We start from the raw sequence: 19,251 nt of genomic DNA on the forward strand, positions 1-19,251 counted from the left end.
ATCGCTATTCCATGCTACTGACTCTTGTAACAACAAAGCAGCAGGCCGCCCGAAGGCGGCCTGTCACTTACCCCTGATATGCACCGGCGGAGTAGGTCAGCTCATAGCTGTGGCTGTAGATCTCGACGATATTGCCGAAGGGATCTTCCATGTAAACCATGCGGTAGGGCTTCTCGCCCGGGTAGTACTCGCGCACCGGCATCCGCTGCTTGCCGCCCGCCGCGACGATGCGCGCCGCCAGCCCCTCGACATCCGGATCCTGCACGCTGAAGTGGAACACCCCGGTCTTCCAGAATTCGAAGTTGTTCTCACGGCGCTCGCTGTTGGGGAACTCGAACAGCTCGATGCCGATCTTGTCGCCGGTGGAGAGGTGGGCGATGCGGAAGGAGCCCCAACCCGGGCCAAACACGTCGTTACACATCACGCCGATGGCAGAGTCATCCTCGCTGATGGTGGTCGCTGGCATGATGAGATACCAGCCCATCACCTTGGTATAGAACTCGACCGCTTTGTCGAGGTCAGTCACCGTGATGCCGATGTGGGAGAAGTTGCGTGGATAGGTCATACGTCACCTTGAAATTGTGTGTGGGAAACAGGTGACATGATAGGAAGGGGCGACATAATGAAAAATAAGGTCAAACTAATGGAAGGCATAAATTAAATTTATGGTTAATCCGCTCTGGCTCCACACCCTGGTGGTGGTGCATGAAACCGGCAGTTTTACCCGTGCCGCCGAGCGGCTGGATCTCACCCAAGCCGCCGTCAGTCAGCATATCTCGCGCCTCGAGGCCGAATTTGGCACCCTGCTGCTGCGCAAGCCCCGTCAGCTGGAGCTCACTCCGCGCGGGCTGGTGCTGCTCGACTTCGCCCGCCAGCAGGCGCAGGCCGCCGAACAGCTGCGGGCGCGCCTCTCGGACGATGACCCTCACCACGGCGCCATCACCCTGTCCACCCCGGGTAGCATCGGTCTGCTGCTCTATCCCCTGCTGCTCGACCAGCAACAGGAGCACCCCGGACTCACCATCCAGCACCGTTTCGCCCCCACCCCCGACATAGTGCAGGCGGTGCTGGCGGGGCGCAGCGATCTGGGACTGGTGGATCAACCGCCGAAGCACCCCAGCATCGCCGCCGAGCCCTTCGCCCGCGAACCCCTCTGTCTGGTGGTGCCCAACGATGGCGAGGAGCCGAGCTGGCAGCACCTCTGTCAGCTCGGCTTTATCGATCACCCGGATGGCCGCAGCATGGCACAACGCCTGTTGGGACGACGCTACCCCGGCCAGCGCGTTGACGAGATCCCGCAGCGCGGCTTTACCAACCAGATCGGCCTGATCCTGGAGCCGGTCGCCCGCGGCCTCGGCTTTACCGTGCTGCCCCGCTTCGCCGTCACCGCCTTTGCCCAGCAGGAGAAGATCCGGGTGCTCCAGAGCAGCATTGCAGTGATCGACACCCTCTGGCTGATCTACCGCGCCGAGTGGCCGCTCCCCGCCCGCCACCAGCGGCTGGTCACCGTCTTGAAACAGCGGGTTGCTGCACATTGAACGCTCTTGCGGCAGACATAGAGATCAATGTGGCCACAGTCACCGGACTGCTAACGGCAAGAAGGAGAAGAGAAAGGAGAGAGGGATAAATTGGCGAACGCCGGAAATGCGAAAGGCCAGCTCAATGAGCTGGCCTTTCTGAAAATGGCAGGGGCGGCAGGACTCGAACCCGCAACCATCGGTTTTGGAGACCGCTGTTCTACCAATTGGAACTACGCCCCTGCAACAAACGAGGCGTAGTATACAAAGTGGAGATCAAAGGTAAAGGCTTTTTTTACGCTTTCGATGTGATTGCACAAATCCCGAACAAGTCGCGGTTGTTTGTGCAGCAAAGCGGGATAACTTGCTGTATTTGCAGCCCTGCCGGGGTAGGAATGGGACATAAATGGGGGTAGGGTGAAATCAGGTACCGGGAGGCTGCTTATGCTCAATTACCGATTGCTCCAACAACTGGCGCCCCTCAATTTCAGGGATGAACGCAAGACAGAGGCCCTGCCCGCCTATCTTGAACGGGTCGCGCCGCTGGTGCCCTTTATTCCTGAAAATGTGCTCTCCCAGTGGATTTACCGTCATTGGCGCGGTTTTGAGTCCAACTGGAGCTTTATCGATCTCGCCAGCCATCAATTCACCTGTGAAAGCTGGCCCACCGCGCAACTGGTGGATCAGGTGGACTCCCGCCATATGGAGGTGATCGAGCGCTGGGGGGAGATGCTGCGCAGCAACCGCTATGTCCGCCGCTCCTGGCTCGGCGAGAAGATGCTGAACGAAGGCACCTGGCCCGAACCTGTCATCGTACTGGCGCCGGAGGAGGGTGCCAGCTACCCGAACGGCCATCCCCTGCCCCGCCCCTACTGCCTGCTGGAAGGGCACCACAGACTCGGTTATTTGCGCGCCATGGCCCGCGATGGGGAATCGCTGCAAGAGACGCACAAGGTGTGGGTTTGCCGTCCCGTTCGCACCACTTAAACGTTTTTCAGGCCAAAACAGGCATGGAAAATAAAATTTTGACAATTAAAAATGCAGCCCTATAATCTGTCCGGTTTTGAACAAGGTCGGGACAGGAAGATGCCGTTTTTGATGAAAAAAACAGCTTTGCAAACGGGTGGAGCGCACCAGAGCGGCCCCGTTGTTTCCGGTTTCCGACCCGATGTTCCCCAGTTATTTTTAAAAAAAGCCCCTGTTTCCAGGGGCTTTTTTTTTTGTGCCCGAAAAACCTCCAATGATGTCAAAGGGAATGCAGACGATGACCAATCCACTCTACAAGAAACATGTCATCTCCATCACGGACCTGACCCGGTCTGAAATGGAACTGGTAGTCTCAACCGCACAACGGTTGAAGGCCGAGCCCGACACCCGCTTGCTGAAAGACAAGCTGGTTGCCAGCTGCTTCTTCGAAGCCTCCACCCGCACCCGCCTCTCCTTCGAGACCGCGGTGCAGCGCCTCGGCGGCAACATCATCGGCTTCGCCGACGGTGGCAACACCAGCGCCAAGAAGGGCGAAACCCTGGCTGATTCCATCAAGATCATCGGCTCCTACACCGATGCCGTGGTGATGCGTCATCCGAAAGAGGGGGCTGCCCGCCTCGCCTCCGAGTTCTCCCGCGTGCCGGTCATCAACGGCGGCGACGGCTCCAACCAGCATCCGACCCAGACCCTGCTCGACCTCTTCTCCATCCGCGAGACCCAGGGCAAGCTGGACGGCCTCAACGTCGCCTTCGTCGGTGACCTCAAGTACGGCCGCACCGTCCACTCGCTGGCGCAGGCTCTCAGCCTGTTCAACTGCCGCTTCTTCTTCATCTCCCCGGAAGCGCTGGCGATGCCGGATTACATCTGCGAAGAGCTGGAAGAGAAGGGCATTCAGTTCAGCATCCACGAGACCATGGAAGAGGTGATGCCGGAGCTGGACATCCTCTACATGACCCGCGTCCAGAAAGAGCGCTTCGACGAGACCGAGTACAAGCACATGGCCGCCAAGTTCATCCTGGAGCTGGCGACCCTGGAAGGGGCCAAGCCCACCATGAAGATCCTGCATCCCCTGCCCCGCGTCGACGAGATCGATGTGGCGGTCGACAAGACCCCCCACGCCTACTACTTCCAGCAGGCGGAGAACGGGGTCTATGCACGTCAGGCTCTGCTGGCACTGGTACTGAACGAAACTGTCTAAGGGAAAGGGGAACAACATGTCTGACAAGAACCAACTGCAAGTCGAAGCCATCCGTCACGGCTCCGTCATCGACCACATCCCCGCCGGCCAGGGCATCAAGATCCTCAAGCTGTTCCAGCTGGTGGAGACCCAGGAGCGGATCACCGTCGGCTTCAACCTGAAATCCGGCGCGCTGGGCAAAAAGGATCTCATCAAGATCGAGAACACCCGCCTGACCGAGCAGCAGGCCAACCAGCTGGCGCTGTTCGCCCCGAAAGCGACCGTCAACATCATCGAAGACTTCAATGTGGTGAAGAAGCATCAGCTGGAGTTGCCGGAGTTCATCGCCGGGGTGTTCCACTGCCCCAACTCCAACTGCATCTCCCACAACGAACCGGTTGAGAGCTACTTCCGGGTACGCGAGGTGAAAGGCGCGGTGCGGATGAAGTGCAAATACTGCGAGAAGTCCTTCACTCAGGACATCGTCAGCGAGCGTTACTGATATCTGATTGGGCCCCGCGGGGCCCATTTTTGAACCCTGTCACATCACCAAATTTCCAGTTAGCTATAATTTGCCATCGCAAGATGGTAATGCCCGCTCATTCCCTGCATATAGATGGATTATCAGTGTTTTTGCCTGATAACTGACTGCTATGGCAGATATCGCGCGTTTACCTCCGGTCATCATCAAAGGAATTCGCCGTGGTCAAAACCCTCAGTCGTCCCGTTGCCCAAGAGCCCGACCTGGCCCAGCTGGATGCCTGTCGCCAGATCATCGGTCAGCACTGCTACAGCACCCAGGAAGAGATCCGCCGCGAGCTGTCGGAGCGCGGCTTTGCCGACATCAGCCAATCCACCATCTCCCGCCTGCTGCGCCGTCTCGGCGTGGCCAAGGCCCAGAATGCCAACGGCAAGAAGGTCTACACCCTGGTCGATGAGCAGCTGGAGCCCGCCGGCAGTACCCGCTCGATCCACGACATGGTGCGCGAAGTGGTACACAATCAGCAGATGGTGCTGATCCACACCACTCCGGGGGCCGCCACCGTGGTGGCTCGCCTGCTGGATCGCAACGCCAATCCCGAGATCATGGGCGCCGTCGCGGGCAACGATGTAGTGCTGGTCGCGCCGCGCCATATCAGCCGCACCCGTCAGGCCCACGCCGCCGTGGTGCGCACCCTGGCGCAGGCCCGCTAACCCCTTCCATCGAATGCATCGAGGCGACCTGCGGGTCGCCTTTTTGTTGCCTGCTACTTTGTGTCCATCACTTCTTGCGCCTATAAAAAACGGGAGCCCGCAGGCTCCCGTTTCATCTTGCTTGTCACCCCTCAGGAGAGCACGGCGCCCAGGCTCAGGCAGACCATGATCAGCACGGTCAGGATACCGAGCAGCGGAGCCACCCACTTCAGCCAGCGCACATAAGGCACCTTGGCGATGGCCAGACCACCCATGACCACGGCGGAGGTCGGGGTCACCAGATTCACCAGACCGGAGGCAGACTGGTAAGCAGTCACCACCAGATCGCGGCCTACGTTGGCGAAGTCGGCCAGCGGCGCCATGATCGGCATGGTCAGTACGGCCAGACCGGAGGAGGATGGCACCAGGAAGGAGAGCACCACTTCCAGCACGAACATCACGTTGATAAAGACGATGGTGGAGAGGCCGGTCACGATCCCTTCTGCACTGTGCAAAATGGTGTGAGTGATCATGCCGTTATCCATTACCACCACGATACCGCGGGCGATACCGATGATCAGCGCCACCCCCAGCAGGTCACGCGCACCGTCGATAAAGTTGGAGGTCAGCTCCTCTTCGCTCATGCGGGAGATGAGACCGACTATGATGGCGGCAGCCAGGAACACGCCGGAGATCTGCGCCATCCACCAGCCCAGCACGGCCACACCGTAGATCATCACGGCGAAGGCGGCGACGAAGATACCCAGCACAATTTTACGGGTCAGGGTGAACTCCAGCATCTGGTCGCTCTTGTTGCCAAGGAAGTGGGCACGGTTCTCTTCCCACTTGTCAGCCACCAGGGATTTGCTCGGATCGCTGCGCACCATCTTGGCGTAACGCATGACGTAGGCAACGCAGAGCAGCCAACCGGCGACCAGCATGGCGACGCGCAGCCAGATACCGTCGGTGAAGGAGATACCGGCGGCGTTGGCCGCAATAACGGTCGCAAACGGGTTGATGGTGGAACCGAGAGTACCGATACCGGCACCCAGCAATACGGTTGCAGCCGCCACCACAGGGTCGAAGCGTGCGGCCATCATCACCGGTACCAGCAGGGTGTAGAAAGGCAGCGACTCTTCGGCCATCCCGTAGATGGTGCCGCCTGCGGCGAACAGCGCCATCAGGATCGGGATCATCCACTCTTCCCGGCCGCGCAGGCGGTCGGTCACACGTTCAATACCGGCATCGATGGCACCTGTCTTGGTTACAATGCCAAGAAAACCACCGATGATCAGGATAAAGAGGGAGACGTCGATGGCGCCTGCCTCATAGGTGTCGTGGTTGTAGAGGCCATCGATAGGTGCCAGCAGCACGTCGACGATCCCCTGGGGATTCCCCTCCACCAGTTTGTAGGTACCTGCCACCGGCACTTCTTTGCCGAGGGCTTCGTTCATGGTCATCTCGTATTTGCCGGCCGGCACTATCCAGCTCAGGGCGGCCACCAGGGCGATCAGCACAAACAGTATCGTGTAGGCTGACGGGAACTTGAATTTGGTCATGGTCCAGCTTCCTTCTGTGGGTGTGGTATCCATGCAGGCTGCGGGTTGTAGGGTTAGAGGTATTATGCCGCTGTCACATGGTCGAAAAGCCGGGGGTCGCCCCCCGGCACCACTACTGCGACCTTAGTCGCCCAGCGTAGCAACCATCACTGCCTTGATGGTGTGCATCCGGTTTTCGGCCTCGTCGAACACGATGCTGTGCTCGGATTCGAACACGTCCTCGGTCACTTCCAGGCCTTTCATGCCATATTTGTCAGCCACTTCCTTGCCCATGGTGGTCTCGTCGTTGTGGAACGCGGGCAGGCAGTGCATGAACTTCACATCCGGGTTCTTGGTGGCATTGATGACATCCATGTTGACCTGATAAGGGGTCATCAGTTTGACGCGCTGATCCCAGGCTTCTTTCGCTTCACCCATGGATACCCAGACGTCGGTGTAGAGGAAGTCCGCACCCAGCACCCCCTCTTTCACATCTTCGGTCAGGGTGATGCGGGCGCCGGTCTCTTCGGCGATCAGGCGGCACTTGGCAACCAGCTCCTCTTCCGGCCAGAAGGCTTTCGGCGCGACCAGACGGATGTCCATGCCCATTTTGGCGGCGCCGACCATCAGGGAGTTACCCATGTTGTTGCGGGCATCACCCAGGTAGGCGAACTTGATTTGATCCAGACGCTTGCCCTTGCCGTGCTCCAGCATGGTCATGAAGTCAGCCAGGATCTGGGTCGGGTGGAATTCGTTGGTCAGGCCGTTCCAGACCGGGACTCCAGCGTAGGCGCCCAGCTCTTCCACGATCTCCTGACCGTAGCCGCGGTATTCGATACCGTCATACATGCGACCCAGTACACGGGCGGTGTCCTTCATGGACTCCTTGTGACCGATTTGGGAACCGCTTGGGCCAAGGTAGGAGACTTGTGCGCCCTGGTCGAAGGCCGCCACTTCAAACGCACAACGGGTACGGGTGGAGGTCTTCTCGAAAATCAGGGCGATGTTCTTGCCGACCAGATGCTTGCGCTCGTAGCCACCGTATTTGGCTTTCTTCAGGTCGATGGCCAGGTCGATCATGTATTGGATTTCGCGCGGGGTGAAGTCCAGCAGTTTCAGGAAGTTACGGTTACGCAGATTAAAAGCCATGATGAGTTCTCTCTATATATGTTTCAGACCAGTTCGGGCAGTAGTGTTGACTACGCATTCTCAGTACAGATATCGGTAATTACGCATGTACGGTGCGGGTGGCGACGATATTGGTGCCGGCTTCCCCCTTGAGGATGGCGAGGCCATCTTCCAGCGAGCCGATGCCAACCATGCCGCCGGTCGCTTTGACAAATTCACAGGAGGCTTCGACTTTCGGCCCCATGGAACCGGCGTCGAACTTGACCCCGGCCAGCTCGTCCGGGCTGGTGACCCGCAGCGGACGCTGGGTCGGTTTGCCCCAATCCAGATAGACGGCATCGGCATCGGTCAGGATCAGCAGGGCGTCGGCCTTGATCTGCTTGGCCAGGTAGGCGGCAGACATGTCCTTGTCGATGACGGCTTCGATACCGGTCAGGCTCTGGCCATCCCAGGTCACCGGGATACCGCCACCACCGGTACAGATGATGAGGTGGCCCTGGGCAATCAGGGTTTCGATGGCATCGCCTTCAACGATGCGCTGGGGCAACGGGGACGGCACTACGCGGCGGAAGAACTTGCCGTCAGCCTTGACCACCCAGTGCTTCTCTTCTGCCAGGGTGCGGGCTTCAGCCTCTTCGTAGACGGGGCCGATAAATTTGGTCGGATTGGCAAACGCCGGATCCTTGGGATCGACCTGCACCTGAGTCAGCAGCGCGGTGACGTTGCGGCTCGGCATCAGGTTTTTCAGCTCCTGGATCAGCATGTAGCCGATCATGCCCTGGGACTCGGCACCCAGCACATCCAGCGGATAGGGGGATACCTTGGTATAGGCGCTGTTTTGCAGGGCCAGCAGGCCGACTTGCGGGCCGTTGCCATGCACCAGCACCACGTTGTACTCCTGAGCGATCAGGGCGATGGTCTTGGCGGCAGTTGCGATGTTCTTGCGCTGGATATCCGCTTCCAGTGGCTCACCACGACGGAGCAGTGCATTGCCACCCAGAGCGACGACGACAGTTGGTTTTTTCATAGTGGTTAATCTCGAGTTTGGTTCTGTGTGGCGCCAGCTTCTGCCGGCGCCACGCCGTCTCATCAGATGCTGTCGCGTTCCATCGGGCAGCTCATGCAGCGGGCGCCGCCGCGGCCACGGCCCAGTTCATCACCCGGAATGGAGAGAACTGTGATACCGGCTTTGTCATACTTCTCGTTGGTGTAGGTATTGCGCTCGTAACCCACCACCACGCCGGGACGTACGGTCAGTACGTTGTTGGCGTCGTTCCACTGCTCGCGTTCGGCTTCGAAGCTGTCACCGCCAGTGGTGATGATCTTCAGCTGATCCACGCCCAGTGCTTTCTCGATGGCGGTGACGAAGTAACCCTCTTCCTTGATGTTCATGCCGGTGGCGCCGCCCGGAGTCAGGCTCCAGCACTGCACATCCTTGCGGATCACTTCCGGATAGACGGAGAAGGTGTCGATGTCCATGTGAGTCATGACGGTATCCAGGTGCATGCAGCTGCGATGTTTCGGCAGCTCCATGGCGATGACCTGCTTGGCCTGACCATGTTTGAACAGGCTGCGAGCCAGGTGCTCGACACCTTGCGGGGTAGTGCGCTCGGACATGCCGATCAGCACGGCGCCGCGGCCGATAACCAGTACGTCGCCACCCTCGATGGTGGAGTTGTCGTAGTCACGCTCCTCGTCACCGAAGTACTTGATGAAGTCCTGGCCGGCAAACATCGGGTGCCAGCGGTAGATGGCCTTCACATGGTTGGTCTCGCGGCGACGAGCCGGCTTGGCCATCGGGTTGATGGAGACGCCACCGTAAACCCAGCAGGAGGTGTCACGAGTGAAGAGGTGGTTGGGCAGCGGCTCGATGATGAAATCGGTCGGAGCGTGCATGCCCACTACCATGTTGACGCCGCTGTAGGGCATCTCGGAGTAAGTGAGGCCGCCGGAGAGAATGCGGGCCAGTTCGCGGTGCGGCATGTCAGCCAGGAAGCAGCGCACGTCGTTGGCAAAAGAAGAGCCGAGGCGGTAGTCGGAGACCTGATGTTGCAACAGCCAGGTTTTGGCTTCCGGCACATCCAAGGTTTCCGCCAGCAGATTGGTCAGCAGGAAAACTTCGACATTCTGATCGCGCAGTACCTGAGCGAATTTGTCGTGCTCCTGACCGGCACGCTCAACAGACAGGACGTCATCGAACAGCAGATCCTGGCAGTTGGAAGGAGTCAGACGCTTCAGACTGAGGTTGGGGCGGTGCAACATGACACGGCGCAATTGGCCAACTTCAGAACCTACATAAAATTTGCTCATGATTATATTCCGTCTAGCAGTGGTCCCTGCGAGTGATTGAATAGATTCCTTCTATTCATGCTCGTGGCTAAGGCGGGATATGCTTTATGTAGGGTAATCGGCTTATGTTCTATCCTGCCCTTGCCTTTCGAAGCCGAGGTTAGACCTGCCAATAGCAATAAACTTAGACATTGATCACATTCACTTTGAACTGAATATATTCACCTTTCAATCTATGACTCCAGTAGCAATTTACGCATTTTCCTCCCAGCAAACCCTGAATCCTCATGCAAAACCACCCCGATATATTTCAGGTTGATTCAACTTTTATTCATGCCAACTCACTGGAAAGATTAAAAGAAAAAACAAAAACCCATTAAAAAACAATGAAATGGGCGGCAACTAAAATAATATCTGAATATTACTACCTGTGTATTGAATACATCGCCGTAACGAGAGGAACGCGGGAGAAATAAATACTCACATCGACCACATTCATTGCATAAATCTTTTCTTGTTCCAGATCATGGCATTGACGCCAACCCCATCAGGCCCAGCCTCATAAGTCACCGCCTCTTTTTGCGGTTCAACTTAATATGCACAAAGTCCGCATCAAGGTGGGCAGCCATCCTCGTCGGTCACCACAACGCCTTTTGATACTTTTTTCATTAATTGAATTTATTCACCTCACCTTGCGCTGGCGCCAACCTCGACTTAACTCAGAAAGTGATCCGGATCACACAGGAATGACACTACCAAGGAGTTGTTATGAAGATGAAACCCATGCTGTTGCTCGCGACTTTGCTGCTCTCTGCGCTCCCCACCCTCAGTCAGGCTGAAGGAGCCCCTGCCATACCCATGGTGGTCTGCCATGTCGACAAGGCTCCCCAGATGCTGGTGCCCGACTATGTCTGCCGCTGGCATGGCGGCAGTGTTCACTATTAACCTGCAGAACGAGAGGAGCATCACTCCTCTCGCCTTGTGATGAGCCAACCCCCTCCTATACTGAAATCAGCGGTTTTCTCATGGATAGGGGAACGTCATGATCTTGTTGGTCGGTGGGGAGAAGGGTGGCAGTGGCAAGAGCTGCCTGGCGCAAAATCTGGCGGTCTACCTCAGATCCCAATTTCAGGGAGAGGTGTTACTGGTCGACTGCGACCCACAACGCACTACCTCGGACTGGATTCAGGAACGCAACGACAACCCGGATCTGCCACAAATCAACTGCGTTCAGCTCTATGGCAATATTCGCAACGATCTGCTTAGCCTGAAAAATCGCTATGACTACGTCATCGTCGATTGCGGCGGGCAAGACAACCGGGCACTGCGCTCCACCATGGCTGTCGCCACCCACGCCCTGATCCCCTTGCGCCCGAAACGCCGCGACCTCAAGACCCTGCCCCATATGGAAGATCTGATCACCACCTGCAAGATGGTCAATCCGACCCTCAATGCAGCCGTTGTGTTGACCCAATGTCCATCTTTGCCCAATCAGGTAAAGCGGATTCTCGAGGCCAAAGAGGTATGTGCCTCGTTCGGAGTCGATGTACTGAATTCCATCACCTATGGCCGCAACGTCTACGACGATAGTGAGGAAAAGGGATTATCGGTGATGGAGATAGAACCGGATGGCAAATCTGCCGAAGAGATCCGGGCCATCGCCAAAGAGTTCCTGCAAGTGGGGGTGTGAGATGGGTCTGGCCGATCTGAAGAAAAAGCACCAGCTGCATCACCAGAAAAAGTTCACCGTCGACGAATTTATCGAAGATGCGGAGTTCTACGCCAAGGGCAAACCCAAGGTGGTCAGCCTTGAACTGGGCCTGCATCGTGACGAGGCCTTGTCGGCGCTGGCCTTTATCGAGAGTGGTGAGCACCTGAAGCCCAGCTACAAAAAAGCCACCTTCTCCATGAGCACGGTGGCCATCGACGAGCTGGGTAACCTGACCCAGCAAGACGGCATGAACAAGTCCCTGTTGCTGCGCCTTTTTACCCACTACTTCTCTTCGCTCACCCCGGAAGAGCGCCAGACCATCTATGAGCGGCTCAACCAGCGCTCATAATTTCTCCATTCAACCGCTCTTTGTGTGCCTCACCAACTCACCCTGAATGACCATCATCAGACTGCAACATCTGTTTCTGAAGCAACCAAAACGCCATGTAAGATATCTGCCATTCCAAATGTAAGCCAACAGCCGAAAAGATCCCCGAGATAATCGGAAGATAAGATCTTAAAACATGAAGATGAGCAACTTAACTAGCTGTTTATAAATGAATAAATCGAAACTCACCACTTTCGAAATAGCTAATTACAAAAACGTTTTCCAATCTGGCGTTGTAGCCGGTTAGAAAATCCTTATAGTTACTCATGCACGGACGCAATGAAGTCGGTCAGGAAGACTGGCTGCCAGGGTTGGGCAAATGGACTCACCACAGGATGTGGTAAAGGACACCTCCCAGGACGGAGAAAGTGCGACGGGACAGGATGACTCGTCAGGCCAAGATGGCTAAAGGACACCCCAAAGGATTGGGAAGGGGAAACCTAAAGGAAGAGGTAAACAGTCAGGGATTGCAGGGAGCAACTTCGTTCAAGGATCTGAGCGATACGACTACCGGGGGCGACGCAAGTCGCCCCCATCTTTTTATCTGCGTTTCACCGCGACCATTGCTTGATTCCCAATTGCTTGCCTCAGCGCAGAGACTTCTTACCAGAACCTTCGCGATCCGCTGCCTAAGCAAAAATACATATGAAAAGGGCGCCACGATGGCGCCCTTTTCTGTTTTCTAATCGGCAAACAAGCTTATATCACGCGAGAGAACTGCTGCTGACGTGCCTTGTTGCGCAGGTACACGTCGAAACACATGCAGATATTGCGGATCAACAGCTGTCCTGTGGAAGATACCTCAAGCCCGGCATCAGTCATGCGCACCAGCCCATCATCGATAAAGGTCTGTAGCAGCTTGAGATCCTCGGCGAAGTACTCTTTGAAATCCAAGCCAAATGTCTGCTCAATGGTGGTGAAGTTCAAACGAAAATCGCAGATAAGGCGCTTGATAACTTCACGGCGGATCAGGTCATCCTGATTGAGCGAGCAGCCTTTCCACTGGGCATGCCCCAACTCCTCAACCTGACCGTAATAGGTTTTGAGCTCTTTCTGATTCTGCGAGTAGGCATCCCCGATCATGCTGATGGAGGAGACCCCCAGCCCCAGCAGATCGCAATCACCTTGAGTGGTATAGCCCTGGAAGTTGCGGTGCAGCTTACCCTCGCGCTGCGCGACCGCCAGTTCGTCATCTGGTTTGGCAAAATGGTCCATGCCGATGAACTGGTAACCCTGACCGGTGAGGAAGGCTATGGTGTCCTGCAGCATGGCCAGTTTCTCCTGCGGCGCAGGCATATCCAGCTCTTTCAACTTGCGCTGGGCGGCAAAGCGGCTCGGCAGATGGGCATAGTTGAAGATGGAGAGGCGCGCCGGATCCGTCTTGAGCACCTCTTCCAACGTATGGTGGAAGCTGGCACGATCCTGATGCGGCAAGCCATAGATAAGGTCGAGGTTGGTCGAGCGGAAGCCAAGTTCACGGGCTCGTTCCAACATGGCTTTAATAAAGTCGTTGTCCTGCTCGCGGTTGACCGCGACCTGTACATCCTTGTTGAAGTCCTGCACCCCAAGGCTGATGCGATTGAAGCCGACGTCTCGCAGCACATCCAGCATGGTAATGGCAATCTCGCGCGGATCGACCTCGATGCTGAACTCCCCCTCTTCGGCGAAATGGAAGTGCTCACGCAGCATGGCCATCAGACGGCGCGTTTGTGCTTCATCCAGATAGGTGGGTGTTCCACCCCCCCAGTGCAGCTGGGTGACCAGACGGTGCTTGAAGAGCGGGGCTTGCGCCTTGATCTCCTGCTCCAGGTAGTCGAGATACTCGTCAGCCTTGTGCTGATGGCGGGTAATGACCTTGTTGCAGCCGCAGTAGTAGCAGAGCTTGTGACAGAAAGGGATATGCACGTAGAGCGACAGATTGCGCTCGGGATACTGGCCGGCAGCGCGGACAAAATCCGGATAGCCGAAGCTCTCGTTGAACTCCAGCGCAGTGGGATAAGAGGTGTATCGCGGGCCACTGTAGTTATATTTTTCGATCAGGGCCTGATCCCACACAATCTGTTCTGCTTGCACGCTCGCTTCCTCTCTTGTTGTTATTGTTGGCTCACCGACCTAACTGAAAATCCTTCAGCTGGGCCACATCCTTGAGGATCTGAGCCTCCAGCTCGGCCTCGTAGCCGCTGCGTTCGAGATCCATCTTCATCACTTCATTGCGCTTGAGGGCACGTCTGGCCTCATGAGTCGGCATATCCTTCACCTTCTCATACAGCCCGTACAGACCCGGGAACTCGGCAACGAACGCTCGCCCCCCCTTGATCTGCAACGCATCCAGCAGATTGGTCAGCCGAATGGCGCCTTCGGAGTAATCGCACTGCCCCTCCTGAACCGCATGAGCAATGACCCGTACGCTCTCCAGAATTCGTTCATTGCGAGCAGTTATAGCCTGCCACTGCATCGCTTGCTGTCGCCTCAGTCTGGCCAGCAGCATGCCTGCATAGATGGCCAACCCTGACAAAATCAGGCCGCCCAACAGGGCGGCCAGCATCCATCCACTCATCACTTTTTCTTCGGCTCAGGCTTGGGTTCCGGCTTGAAATCGACCTGGTTGAAACGGTCCCACAACTCCTCTTCGGAGGCTGGTTTCTGCTCGTCGAACTCGGCGTCATCGCCATCATCAAACGGCAGCTCATCATCTTCATCATCGTCGTTGTCGATGATGCCCAGCTCATCCATCAGCTCCTGATAACGGTCGACACGCTGATCAACCCAGGCCTGCTCGGCCGCTTCCAGGGTTTCACCGGCATCAAGACGATCCAGCAGATCATTCAAGCGGTCATCGTTTTCGATGGAAGCAAGCTCCTGCTCGGGGGTCATCACCAGCTTCTTCTCTTTCACCGCCTTGGGTGCTGCCGGCTTCTTCTGTTTGTCATCTACCACCAGTGCTACCGGCTTGCGGGAACCGATACGCGGATCTTTGGACTGGCTGTTGCCAGACTTGTTCTTCGGCTGTTCAACTTGCTGACGAGAACCAGCCTTCAGGCCCTTGCGCTTGGCAGCCCGTTTACGCTCACGGCCTTCCTGAGCACTGACATCAGATTCTTTACGCTTGCCAGTAGGCTTGCGAGTGGGTTGTTTGGCAGACATGAATGGCTAACTCCGAAAATAACTGGTTTGACCCGTACCCGGGATGATCTCACCCGGTGGGATACGATGCGAGGAACAGTAAGGCTGGAACAAGAGCAGGATCCCGCACCAATCAGGCCCAATCAGGCCACTGAACACCGCAGGATCGGTATCCTCTGGGCATGTTGCTGGTATTTTGACACAGAATGGCTGATCGGGTTAATGACCCAAAAGAAAAAAGGCAGCCGAAGCTGCCTTGATATGTTCATGCGTGCGCCATCCTGAATGGCAAAACAATCTGTTTCGTCCTCTCCATGACAACTTGTCGCCGCATCATATCGTTGTGTGGTCATCCTGACCTTATATTGGTCGTTCCTGAATGTGCGTGTGCTTGTTTGACCCGTCTCGACCGCATCCTGCCATCGTGCCGGGGAGTCTGCATCCCGCAACCCCATCCCGCTCCGGAGATGGTCACCATCCTGATCCTTCAATCCTTTGCCAGCTCATCCGAGCCCATGGCATCCCGCCACGCCAGCCATCCTCTGCTCACAACACCCTGTCGTGAAACCGCCACCCAATCCGTGAGTGAATCCATTAAGCCTACTGTACCAACTCTATAAAGCGGCTCAATCCACTCAAAACATTCTCAACATGTCGAAAAATATCAATACTTATATAATCTGTTGATAAATAATGATTATTTAATATTTTATGCAATTTTATGAGCCTTGGCCTGCCTTGAGAATGGGAGATCTCTTACAGAACGGGGGGATTAAACCGAGAATTATCTGAAAGCCATAAAAACAACGGGGAGCCCAAGCTCCCCGTTTCAACTTAAATCGACCGTATCGACTATATCAGTGCAGACCCGCCACATATTTGGAGAGGGCTTCGATATCCTGATCAGTCAGTTTCTTGGCAACGTCCCGCATCATGCCATTCGGATCGTTGTCACGCGTCCCGGCACGGAATGCGGTGAGCTGAGCCTTGATATAGGCAGGATGCTGGCCGGACAGGTTTGGATACTTCGCCTGTTCGACACCCGAGCCACGGGGACCATGGCAAGCCGTACAAGCTGCCAGACCGCGACTCATGTCACCACCCATATAGAGTGCCTTGCCCGCTTCGACCACGTCGTCAGGGACAGCGATAGGGGTAACCTTCAGGCTGGAGAAATAAGCCGCCAGGTCATCCATGTCCTGTTCCGACAAAGGTAACGCCATCGGCCCCATCACTGGCGCAACCCGGCCAATTTGACCAGAAGCGGCAGCCTTCAGTTCAACTAACTGCTTTTTGATATATGATGCGTGCTGACCAGCAATTTTGGGGTACATATCAACCAGGCTGTTTCCGTCCGGTCCATGACAAGCCGCACAAACGGCAGCCTTGGTCTGTCCCGCAGCGGCATCGCCCTTGGCTTGTGCCATCCCCGTTACGCCAACCATCAGAGCAAGAGTAATGACTAGGTTCTTCATGGCGTTCCAACTTTTCGTTATTAGGCTTCCAGATCCCATGCCGCTGAAGGCATGTTAAAATAAACGCGTTTAAGCGACGCTATTTTACACCATTTTACAAAAAAGTAACTCTATAACCCTCTATCTCCATGGGGAATTTACGTTGGATACACAAACTCTAAATTTCAATAAGGTGCATTTTGTGACCAGCGCACCCGACATCCGTCACCTGCCAAATGATGGGGGTGTCGAGATCGCGTTTGCCGGCCGTTCCAACGCCGGTAAGTCATCTGCATTGAACACCTTAACCAAACACAAGAACCTGGCGCGCACCAGTAAGACTCCCGGTCGTACCCAGCTGATCAACCTGTTTGAGCTGGAACCGGGCAAGCGTCTGGTCGACTTGCCGGGTTATGGTTATGCGCAAGTTCCGCTCGAAATGAAGCTCAAGTGGCAAAAGTCACTGGCAGAGTATCTGCAGCGCCGTGAGTCATTGAAAGGTCTGGTGATCCTGATGGACATCCGCCACCCGCTCAAAGATACCGATATGAACATGCTGGAGTGGAGCTCGCACCGTCAGTTGCCCGTCATGCTGCTGCTGACCAAGGCTGACAAACTGAGCCCCGGCCCTCGCAACAACCAGGTAATCAAGGTGCGCCAGGCCGTTGCCAACCTCGGTTCCCAGATCCAGGTCGAAGCATTCTCCTCCCTCACCCATATCGGTGTGGAGAAGCTGGCACAAACCCTGACCGAATGGTACGTCAGTGGTGACGATACCGACCTGCTGGACGCTGACGAACAGCAACCTGCCGAGGAGTAATCTACTCCTCGCTCTCCTTGCAATTGGCGGAGCACTCCTCCGCTGATTGAAAGGGTTTCAGATTGCCGCTTTCACCTGCCTCACGACCAATACCCCGCATTCGGCTCCCTTGCTATATCCATTACCGCTTACAGTTCATATAGATAGGCAGTTAATTCACATAAAGAATTAACTTAAGTAGGCGTTGATAGCGTTTTCAAATTCGTTCTTTCAAAACGAACCAAAATTACAAAAAGAGACAAAAATGAAATTTAATTACAAGATCTAACCAAAAGGGATAAAAATGAGGCCGGACGACAGTGATGCCATCCAGCCTGAAATAATAAGTTCAAAAAATTGGGAAGAAGCTGAATCTTGAGTACCAGACGACAGGTATTCCTCAAGAAGCAGCCTCATTCTATCAAATACATCGCCAATTTAAAGCATTTACTCTAAATGGCGCGCATAAAAAAACACCCCGACGAGAACCTCATCGGGGCAGCTATTCAGCCACATTCAATTACGTGAAATAAAAGGTCTGAAAGATAGAACATCTTACCTCTGTACCCTACGCAGACAACTGTACAGCAAAGCAGCAGAAAGTGAAAGTAATTTATGTAATTTAGTTTCACAACTTACAGATTAAGAAAAAATCTTTTATTTTCATACAGATAAAAAAATCCCCAGTACGAATACCGGGGAGTTATAAAGGTGACTCGCTAGCACTTCCTCAACTATCTAGTTAGTCAGCGCCATTTCAAAGTAGTTCCGCTACAAAACAAAAAAACTTTAAAAAATCAGAGATAGATAGCGCCATCTTCAGCAAACTCTTGTTCTTCAATGAGTTTTTCAGCCATGCCTTCAATATCAAAACGTACACTTTCGAAGGCTCTGACGATGTCATCCTCCCTCGTCAGCGCCAGACCTGTCATTCTCTCCAGCCGCCGCTGACTGATGTAACAATCTATCAGCGCCCCCATCTGCTGGGCAGGAAAACGCACCCGCTGTTCGTCAGCCTGCCACTCCATCAGGTCGGGAAACAGAATACCCTGGTTCATATCACCCCCAAGTTACGCTTCAACTCTCTCAATACCTGTTTAGTCCCGGGACGAATTCCGCGCCACACGGTAAACGCTTCGGCGGCCTGTTCCACCAGCATGCCGAGTCCATCCATGGTTTGACGGGCCCCATGCTGCTTGGCCCAACTGATAAACGCCGTATCCGAGGCGCCATACATCATGTCGTAGATGGCAATATCAGTGTGGATCAGGGCAGGGGCCAACGGCGGTAGCTCTCCTTGCAGGCTGGCAGAAGTCGAATTGATGACGAGATCGAACGGACCAGCCAACTGCTCATAGGTCTGGGCAGTCACAGGCCCCAGATCGCAGAATTCGGCAGCCAACTGTTGCGCTTTTGTGTGGGTACGGTTGGCGATCACCAGCTCGCTCGGCAACTCAGCCAGCAGCGGCGCCAATGCACCACGAGCCGCGCCGCCGGCACCCAGCAGCAGGATCCGGCTATACGCCAGCGTCACACCATGGGACTTGAGATCGGCGACCAATCCAGCGCCATCGGTATTATCCCCCAGCAACACGCCATCATCGGTCAGCTTGATGGTATTGACCGCACCCGCCCGCTTGGCCCTCGGGCTCAAGCGATCGACCAGAGTGAATGCCTGCTCCTTGAAGGGAACGGTGACATTGCATCCCTTGCCCCCTTGGGCAAAGAAGGTGCGCAGGGCTTGGGCAAACTCGTCGACGGCGGGTTCAGCCAGCCCATACTCCAGCTCTTGCTGGGTTTGTCTGGCAAACAGGGTGTGAATGAAGGGGGACTTGCTGTGGCGCACCGGGTGGCCAAAAACCAGATAACGATCCATCAAAGAGTTCCATCAGAGGGCAATATTCCGATTTAACGGGTTTTCGCACTCGGGAACAAGCCGAATAACGGCCAGTAAAAAGGGACCATCA

The 19,251-nt window shown here is 55.6% G+C and carries 20 protein-coding genes and 1 tRNA gene; 9 read left to right on the forward strand and 12 right to left on the reverse strand.

Going from position 1 to position 19,251, the window contains the following annotated elements:
- Positions 1–67: 67 nt before the first annotated feature.
- A complete protein-coding gene (locus ACTG2G_RS09745) occupies positions 68–565 on the reverse strand; it encodes a lactoylglutathione lyase family protein (RefSeq protein ID WP_005357546.1) in 498 nt (165 codons plus the stop codon).
- A 100-nt stretch (positions 566–665) separates the two neighbouring features.
- Between ACTG2G_RS09745 and ACTG2G_RS09750 the strand changes: the two genes are divergently transcribed.
- Complete coding sequence (locus tag ACTG2G_RS09750; RefSeq protein WP_421386801.1) at positions 666–1,538, forward strand: LysR family transcriptional regulator; 873 nt, start codon at positions 666–668, stop codon at positions 1,536–1,538.
- A 145-nt stretch (positions 1,539–1,683) separates the two neighbouring features.
- Here ACTG2G_RS09750 and ACTG2G_RS09755 read toward each other — a convergent pair.
- A tRNA-Trp gene (locus tag ACTG2G_RS09755) sits at positions 1,684–1,760 on the reverse strand.
- Between the two features lie 201 nt (positions 1,761–1,961).
- Here ACTG2G_RS09755 and ACTG2G_RS09760 point away from each other — a divergent pair.
- The 4 genes from ACTG2G_RS09760 to ACTG2G_RS09775 all read left to right on the forward strand — a co-directional run bounded on the left by ACTG2G_RS09760 (position 1,962) and on the right by ACTG2G_RS09775 (position 4,875).
- Complete coding sequence (locus ACTG2G_RS09760) at positions 1,962–2,504, forward strand: hypothetical protein (protein ID WP_421386800.1); 543 nt, start codon at positions 1,962–1,964, stop codon at positions 2,502–2,504.
- A gap of 277 nt (positions 2,505–2,781) precedes the next feature.
- On the forward strand, positions 2,782–3,702 hold the full coding sequence (pyrB, locus tag ACTG2G_RS09765) for an aspartate carbamoyltransferase (RefSeq protein WP_041209522.1): 921 nt from the start codon (positions 2,782–2,784) through the stop codon (positions 3,700–3,702).
- 16 nt (positions 3,703–3,718) lie between these two features.
- On the forward strand, positions 3,719–4,183 hold the full coding sequence (gene pyrI / locus ACTG2G_RS09770) for an aspartate carbamoyltransferase regulatory subunit (RefSeq protein ID WP_041209521.1): 465 nt from the start codon (positions 3,719–3,721) through the stop codon (positions 4,181–4,183).
- Between the two features lie 200 nt (positions 4,184–4,383).
- On the forward strand, positions 4,384–4,875 hold the full coding sequence (locus tag ACTG2G_RS09775; protein ID WP_005339728.1) for an arginine repressor: 492 nt from the start codon (positions 4,384–4,386) through the stop codon (positions 4,873–4,875).
- A 131-nt stretch (positions 4,876–5,006) separates the two neighbouring features.
- Here ACTG2G_RS09775 and ACTG2G_RS09780 read toward each other — a convergent pair whose 3' ends face one another.
- The 4 genes from ACTG2G_RS09780 to arcA form a co-directional block, all read right to left on the reverse strand.
- The gene (locus tag ACTG2G_RS09780) at positions 5,007–6,413 is read right to left on the reverse strand and encodes a YfcC family protein (RefSeq protein ID WP_346197690.1); all 1,407 of its coding nucleotides are present in this window, start codon (positions 6,411–6,413) and stop codon (positions 5,007–5,009) included.
- Between the two features lie 123 nt (positions 6,414–6,536).
- Positions 6,537–7,541, reverse strand: coding sequence for an ornithine carbamoyltransferase (gene argF, locus ACTG2G_RS09785; protein WP_005339721.1), 1,005 nt, complete (start codon positions 7,539–7,541; stop codon positions 6,537–6,539).
- 79 nt (positions 7,542–7,620) lie between these two features.
- Complete coding sequence (arcC, locus tag ACTG2G_RS09790) at positions 7,621–8,547, reverse strand: carbamate kinase (protein WP_005339719.1); 927 nt, start codon at positions 8,545–8,547, stop codon at positions 7,621–7,623.
- Between the two features lie 62 nt (positions 8,548–8,609).
- Complete coding sequence (gene arcA / locus ACTG2G_RS09795) at positions 8,610–9,830, reverse strand: arginine deiminase (RefSeq protein ID WP_005339718.1); 1,221 nt, start codon at positions 9,828–9,830, stop codon at positions 8,610–8,612.
- 747 nt (positions 9,831–10,577) lie between these two features.
- Between arcA and ACTG2G_RS09800 the strand changes: the two genes are divergently transcribed.
- From ACTG2G_RS09800 to ACTG2G_RS09810, 3 genes are all read left to right on the forward strand, one after another.
- Positions 10,578–10,754, forward strand: a complete 177-nt coding sequence (locus tag ACTG2G_RS09800; RefSeq protein ID WP_421172631.1) for a hypothetical protein — start codon at positions 10,578–10,580, stop codon at positions 10,752–10,754.
- A 97-nt stretch (positions 10,755–10,851) separates the two neighbouring features.
- A complete protein-coding gene (locus tag ACTG2G_RS09805) occupies positions 10,852–11,499 on the forward strand; it encodes an AAA family ATPase (protein ID WP_421250915.1) in 648 nt (215 codons plus the stop codon).
- A 1-nt stretch (position 11,500) separates the two neighbouring features.
- Positions 11,501–11,869: a hypothetical protein gene (locus ACTG2G_RS09810; protein ID WP_005339715.1), complete on the forward strand. Its 369-nt coding sequence runs from the start codon at positions 11,501–11,503 to the stop codon at positions 11,867–11,869.
- Positions 11,870–12,607: 738 nt separating this feature from the next.
- On the opposite strand, the gene hemN is transcribed toward ACTG2G_RS09810, so the two are convergent.
- The 4 genes from hemN to ACTG2G_RS09830 form a co-directional block, all read right to left on the reverse strand.
- Complete coding sequence (hemN, locus tag ACTG2G_RS09815) at positions 12,608–13,981, reverse strand: oxygen-independent coproporphyrinogen III oxidase (RefSeq protein WP_368193739.1); 1,374 nt, start codon at positions 13,979–13,981, stop codon at positions 12,608–12,610.
- A 31-nt stretch (positions 13,982–14,012) separates the two neighbouring features.
- Entirely contained in the window at positions 14,013–14,453 is a 441-nt protein-coding gene (locus ACTG2G_RS09820; protein ID WP_005339712.1) for a DUF2489 domain-containing protein, read from the reverse strand.
- Between the two features lie 11 nt (positions 14,454–14,464).
- Entirely contained in the window at positions 14,465–15,052 is a 588-nt protein-coding gene (gene yihI / locus ACTG2G_RS09825; protein WP_421386798.1) for a Der GTPase-activating protein YihI, read from the reverse strand.
- 836 nt (positions 15,053–15,888) lie between these two features.
- Positions 15,889–16,506, reverse strand: a complete 618-nt coding sequence (locus tag ACTG2G_RS09830) for a c-type cytochrome (protein WP_005339710.1) — start codon at positions 16,504–16,506, stop codon at positions 15,889–15,891.
- A 142-nt stretch (positions 16,507–16,648) separates the two neighbouring features.
- Here ACTG2G_RS09830 and yihA point away from each other — a divergent pair, with 142 nt between their 5' ends.
- Positions 16,649–17,305 (forward strand): ribosome biogenesis GTP-binding protein YihA/YsxC, encoded by a 657-nt coding sequence (gene yihA / locus ACTG2G_RS09835; RefSeq protein WP_043823173.1) that lies wholly within the window; start codon positions 16,649–16,651, stop codon positions 17,303–17,305.
- Between the two features lie 776 nt (positions 17,306–18,081).
- On the opposite strand, the gene ACTG2G_RS09840 is transcribed toward yihA, so the two are convergent.
- Together ACTG2G_RS09840 and aroE are read right to left on the reverse strand one after the other, a co-directional pair.
- Complete coding sequence (locus ACTG2G_RS09840) at positions 18,082–18,342, reverse strand: DUF1488 domain-containing protein (protein ID WP_421386796.1); 261 nt, start codon at positions 18,340–18,342, stop codon at positions 18,082–18,084.
- Entirely contained in the window at positions 18,339–19,160 is an 822-nt protein-coding gene (gene aroE, locus ACTG2G_RS09845) for a shikimate dehydrogenase (protein ID WP_421386795.1), read from the reverse strand. The genes ACTG2G_RS09840 and aroE overlap by 4 nt, the downstream gene beginning before the upstream one ends.
- Between the last annotated feature and the right edge of the window lie 91 nt (positions 19,161–19,251).

This window comes from Aeromonas sp. 55A (genome assembly GCF_051919665.1).
In the GTDB taxonomy this organism is placed as follows: domain Bacteria; phylum Pseudomonadota; class Gammaproteobacteria; order Enterobacterales; family Aeromonadaceae; genus Aeromonas; species Aeromonas veronii.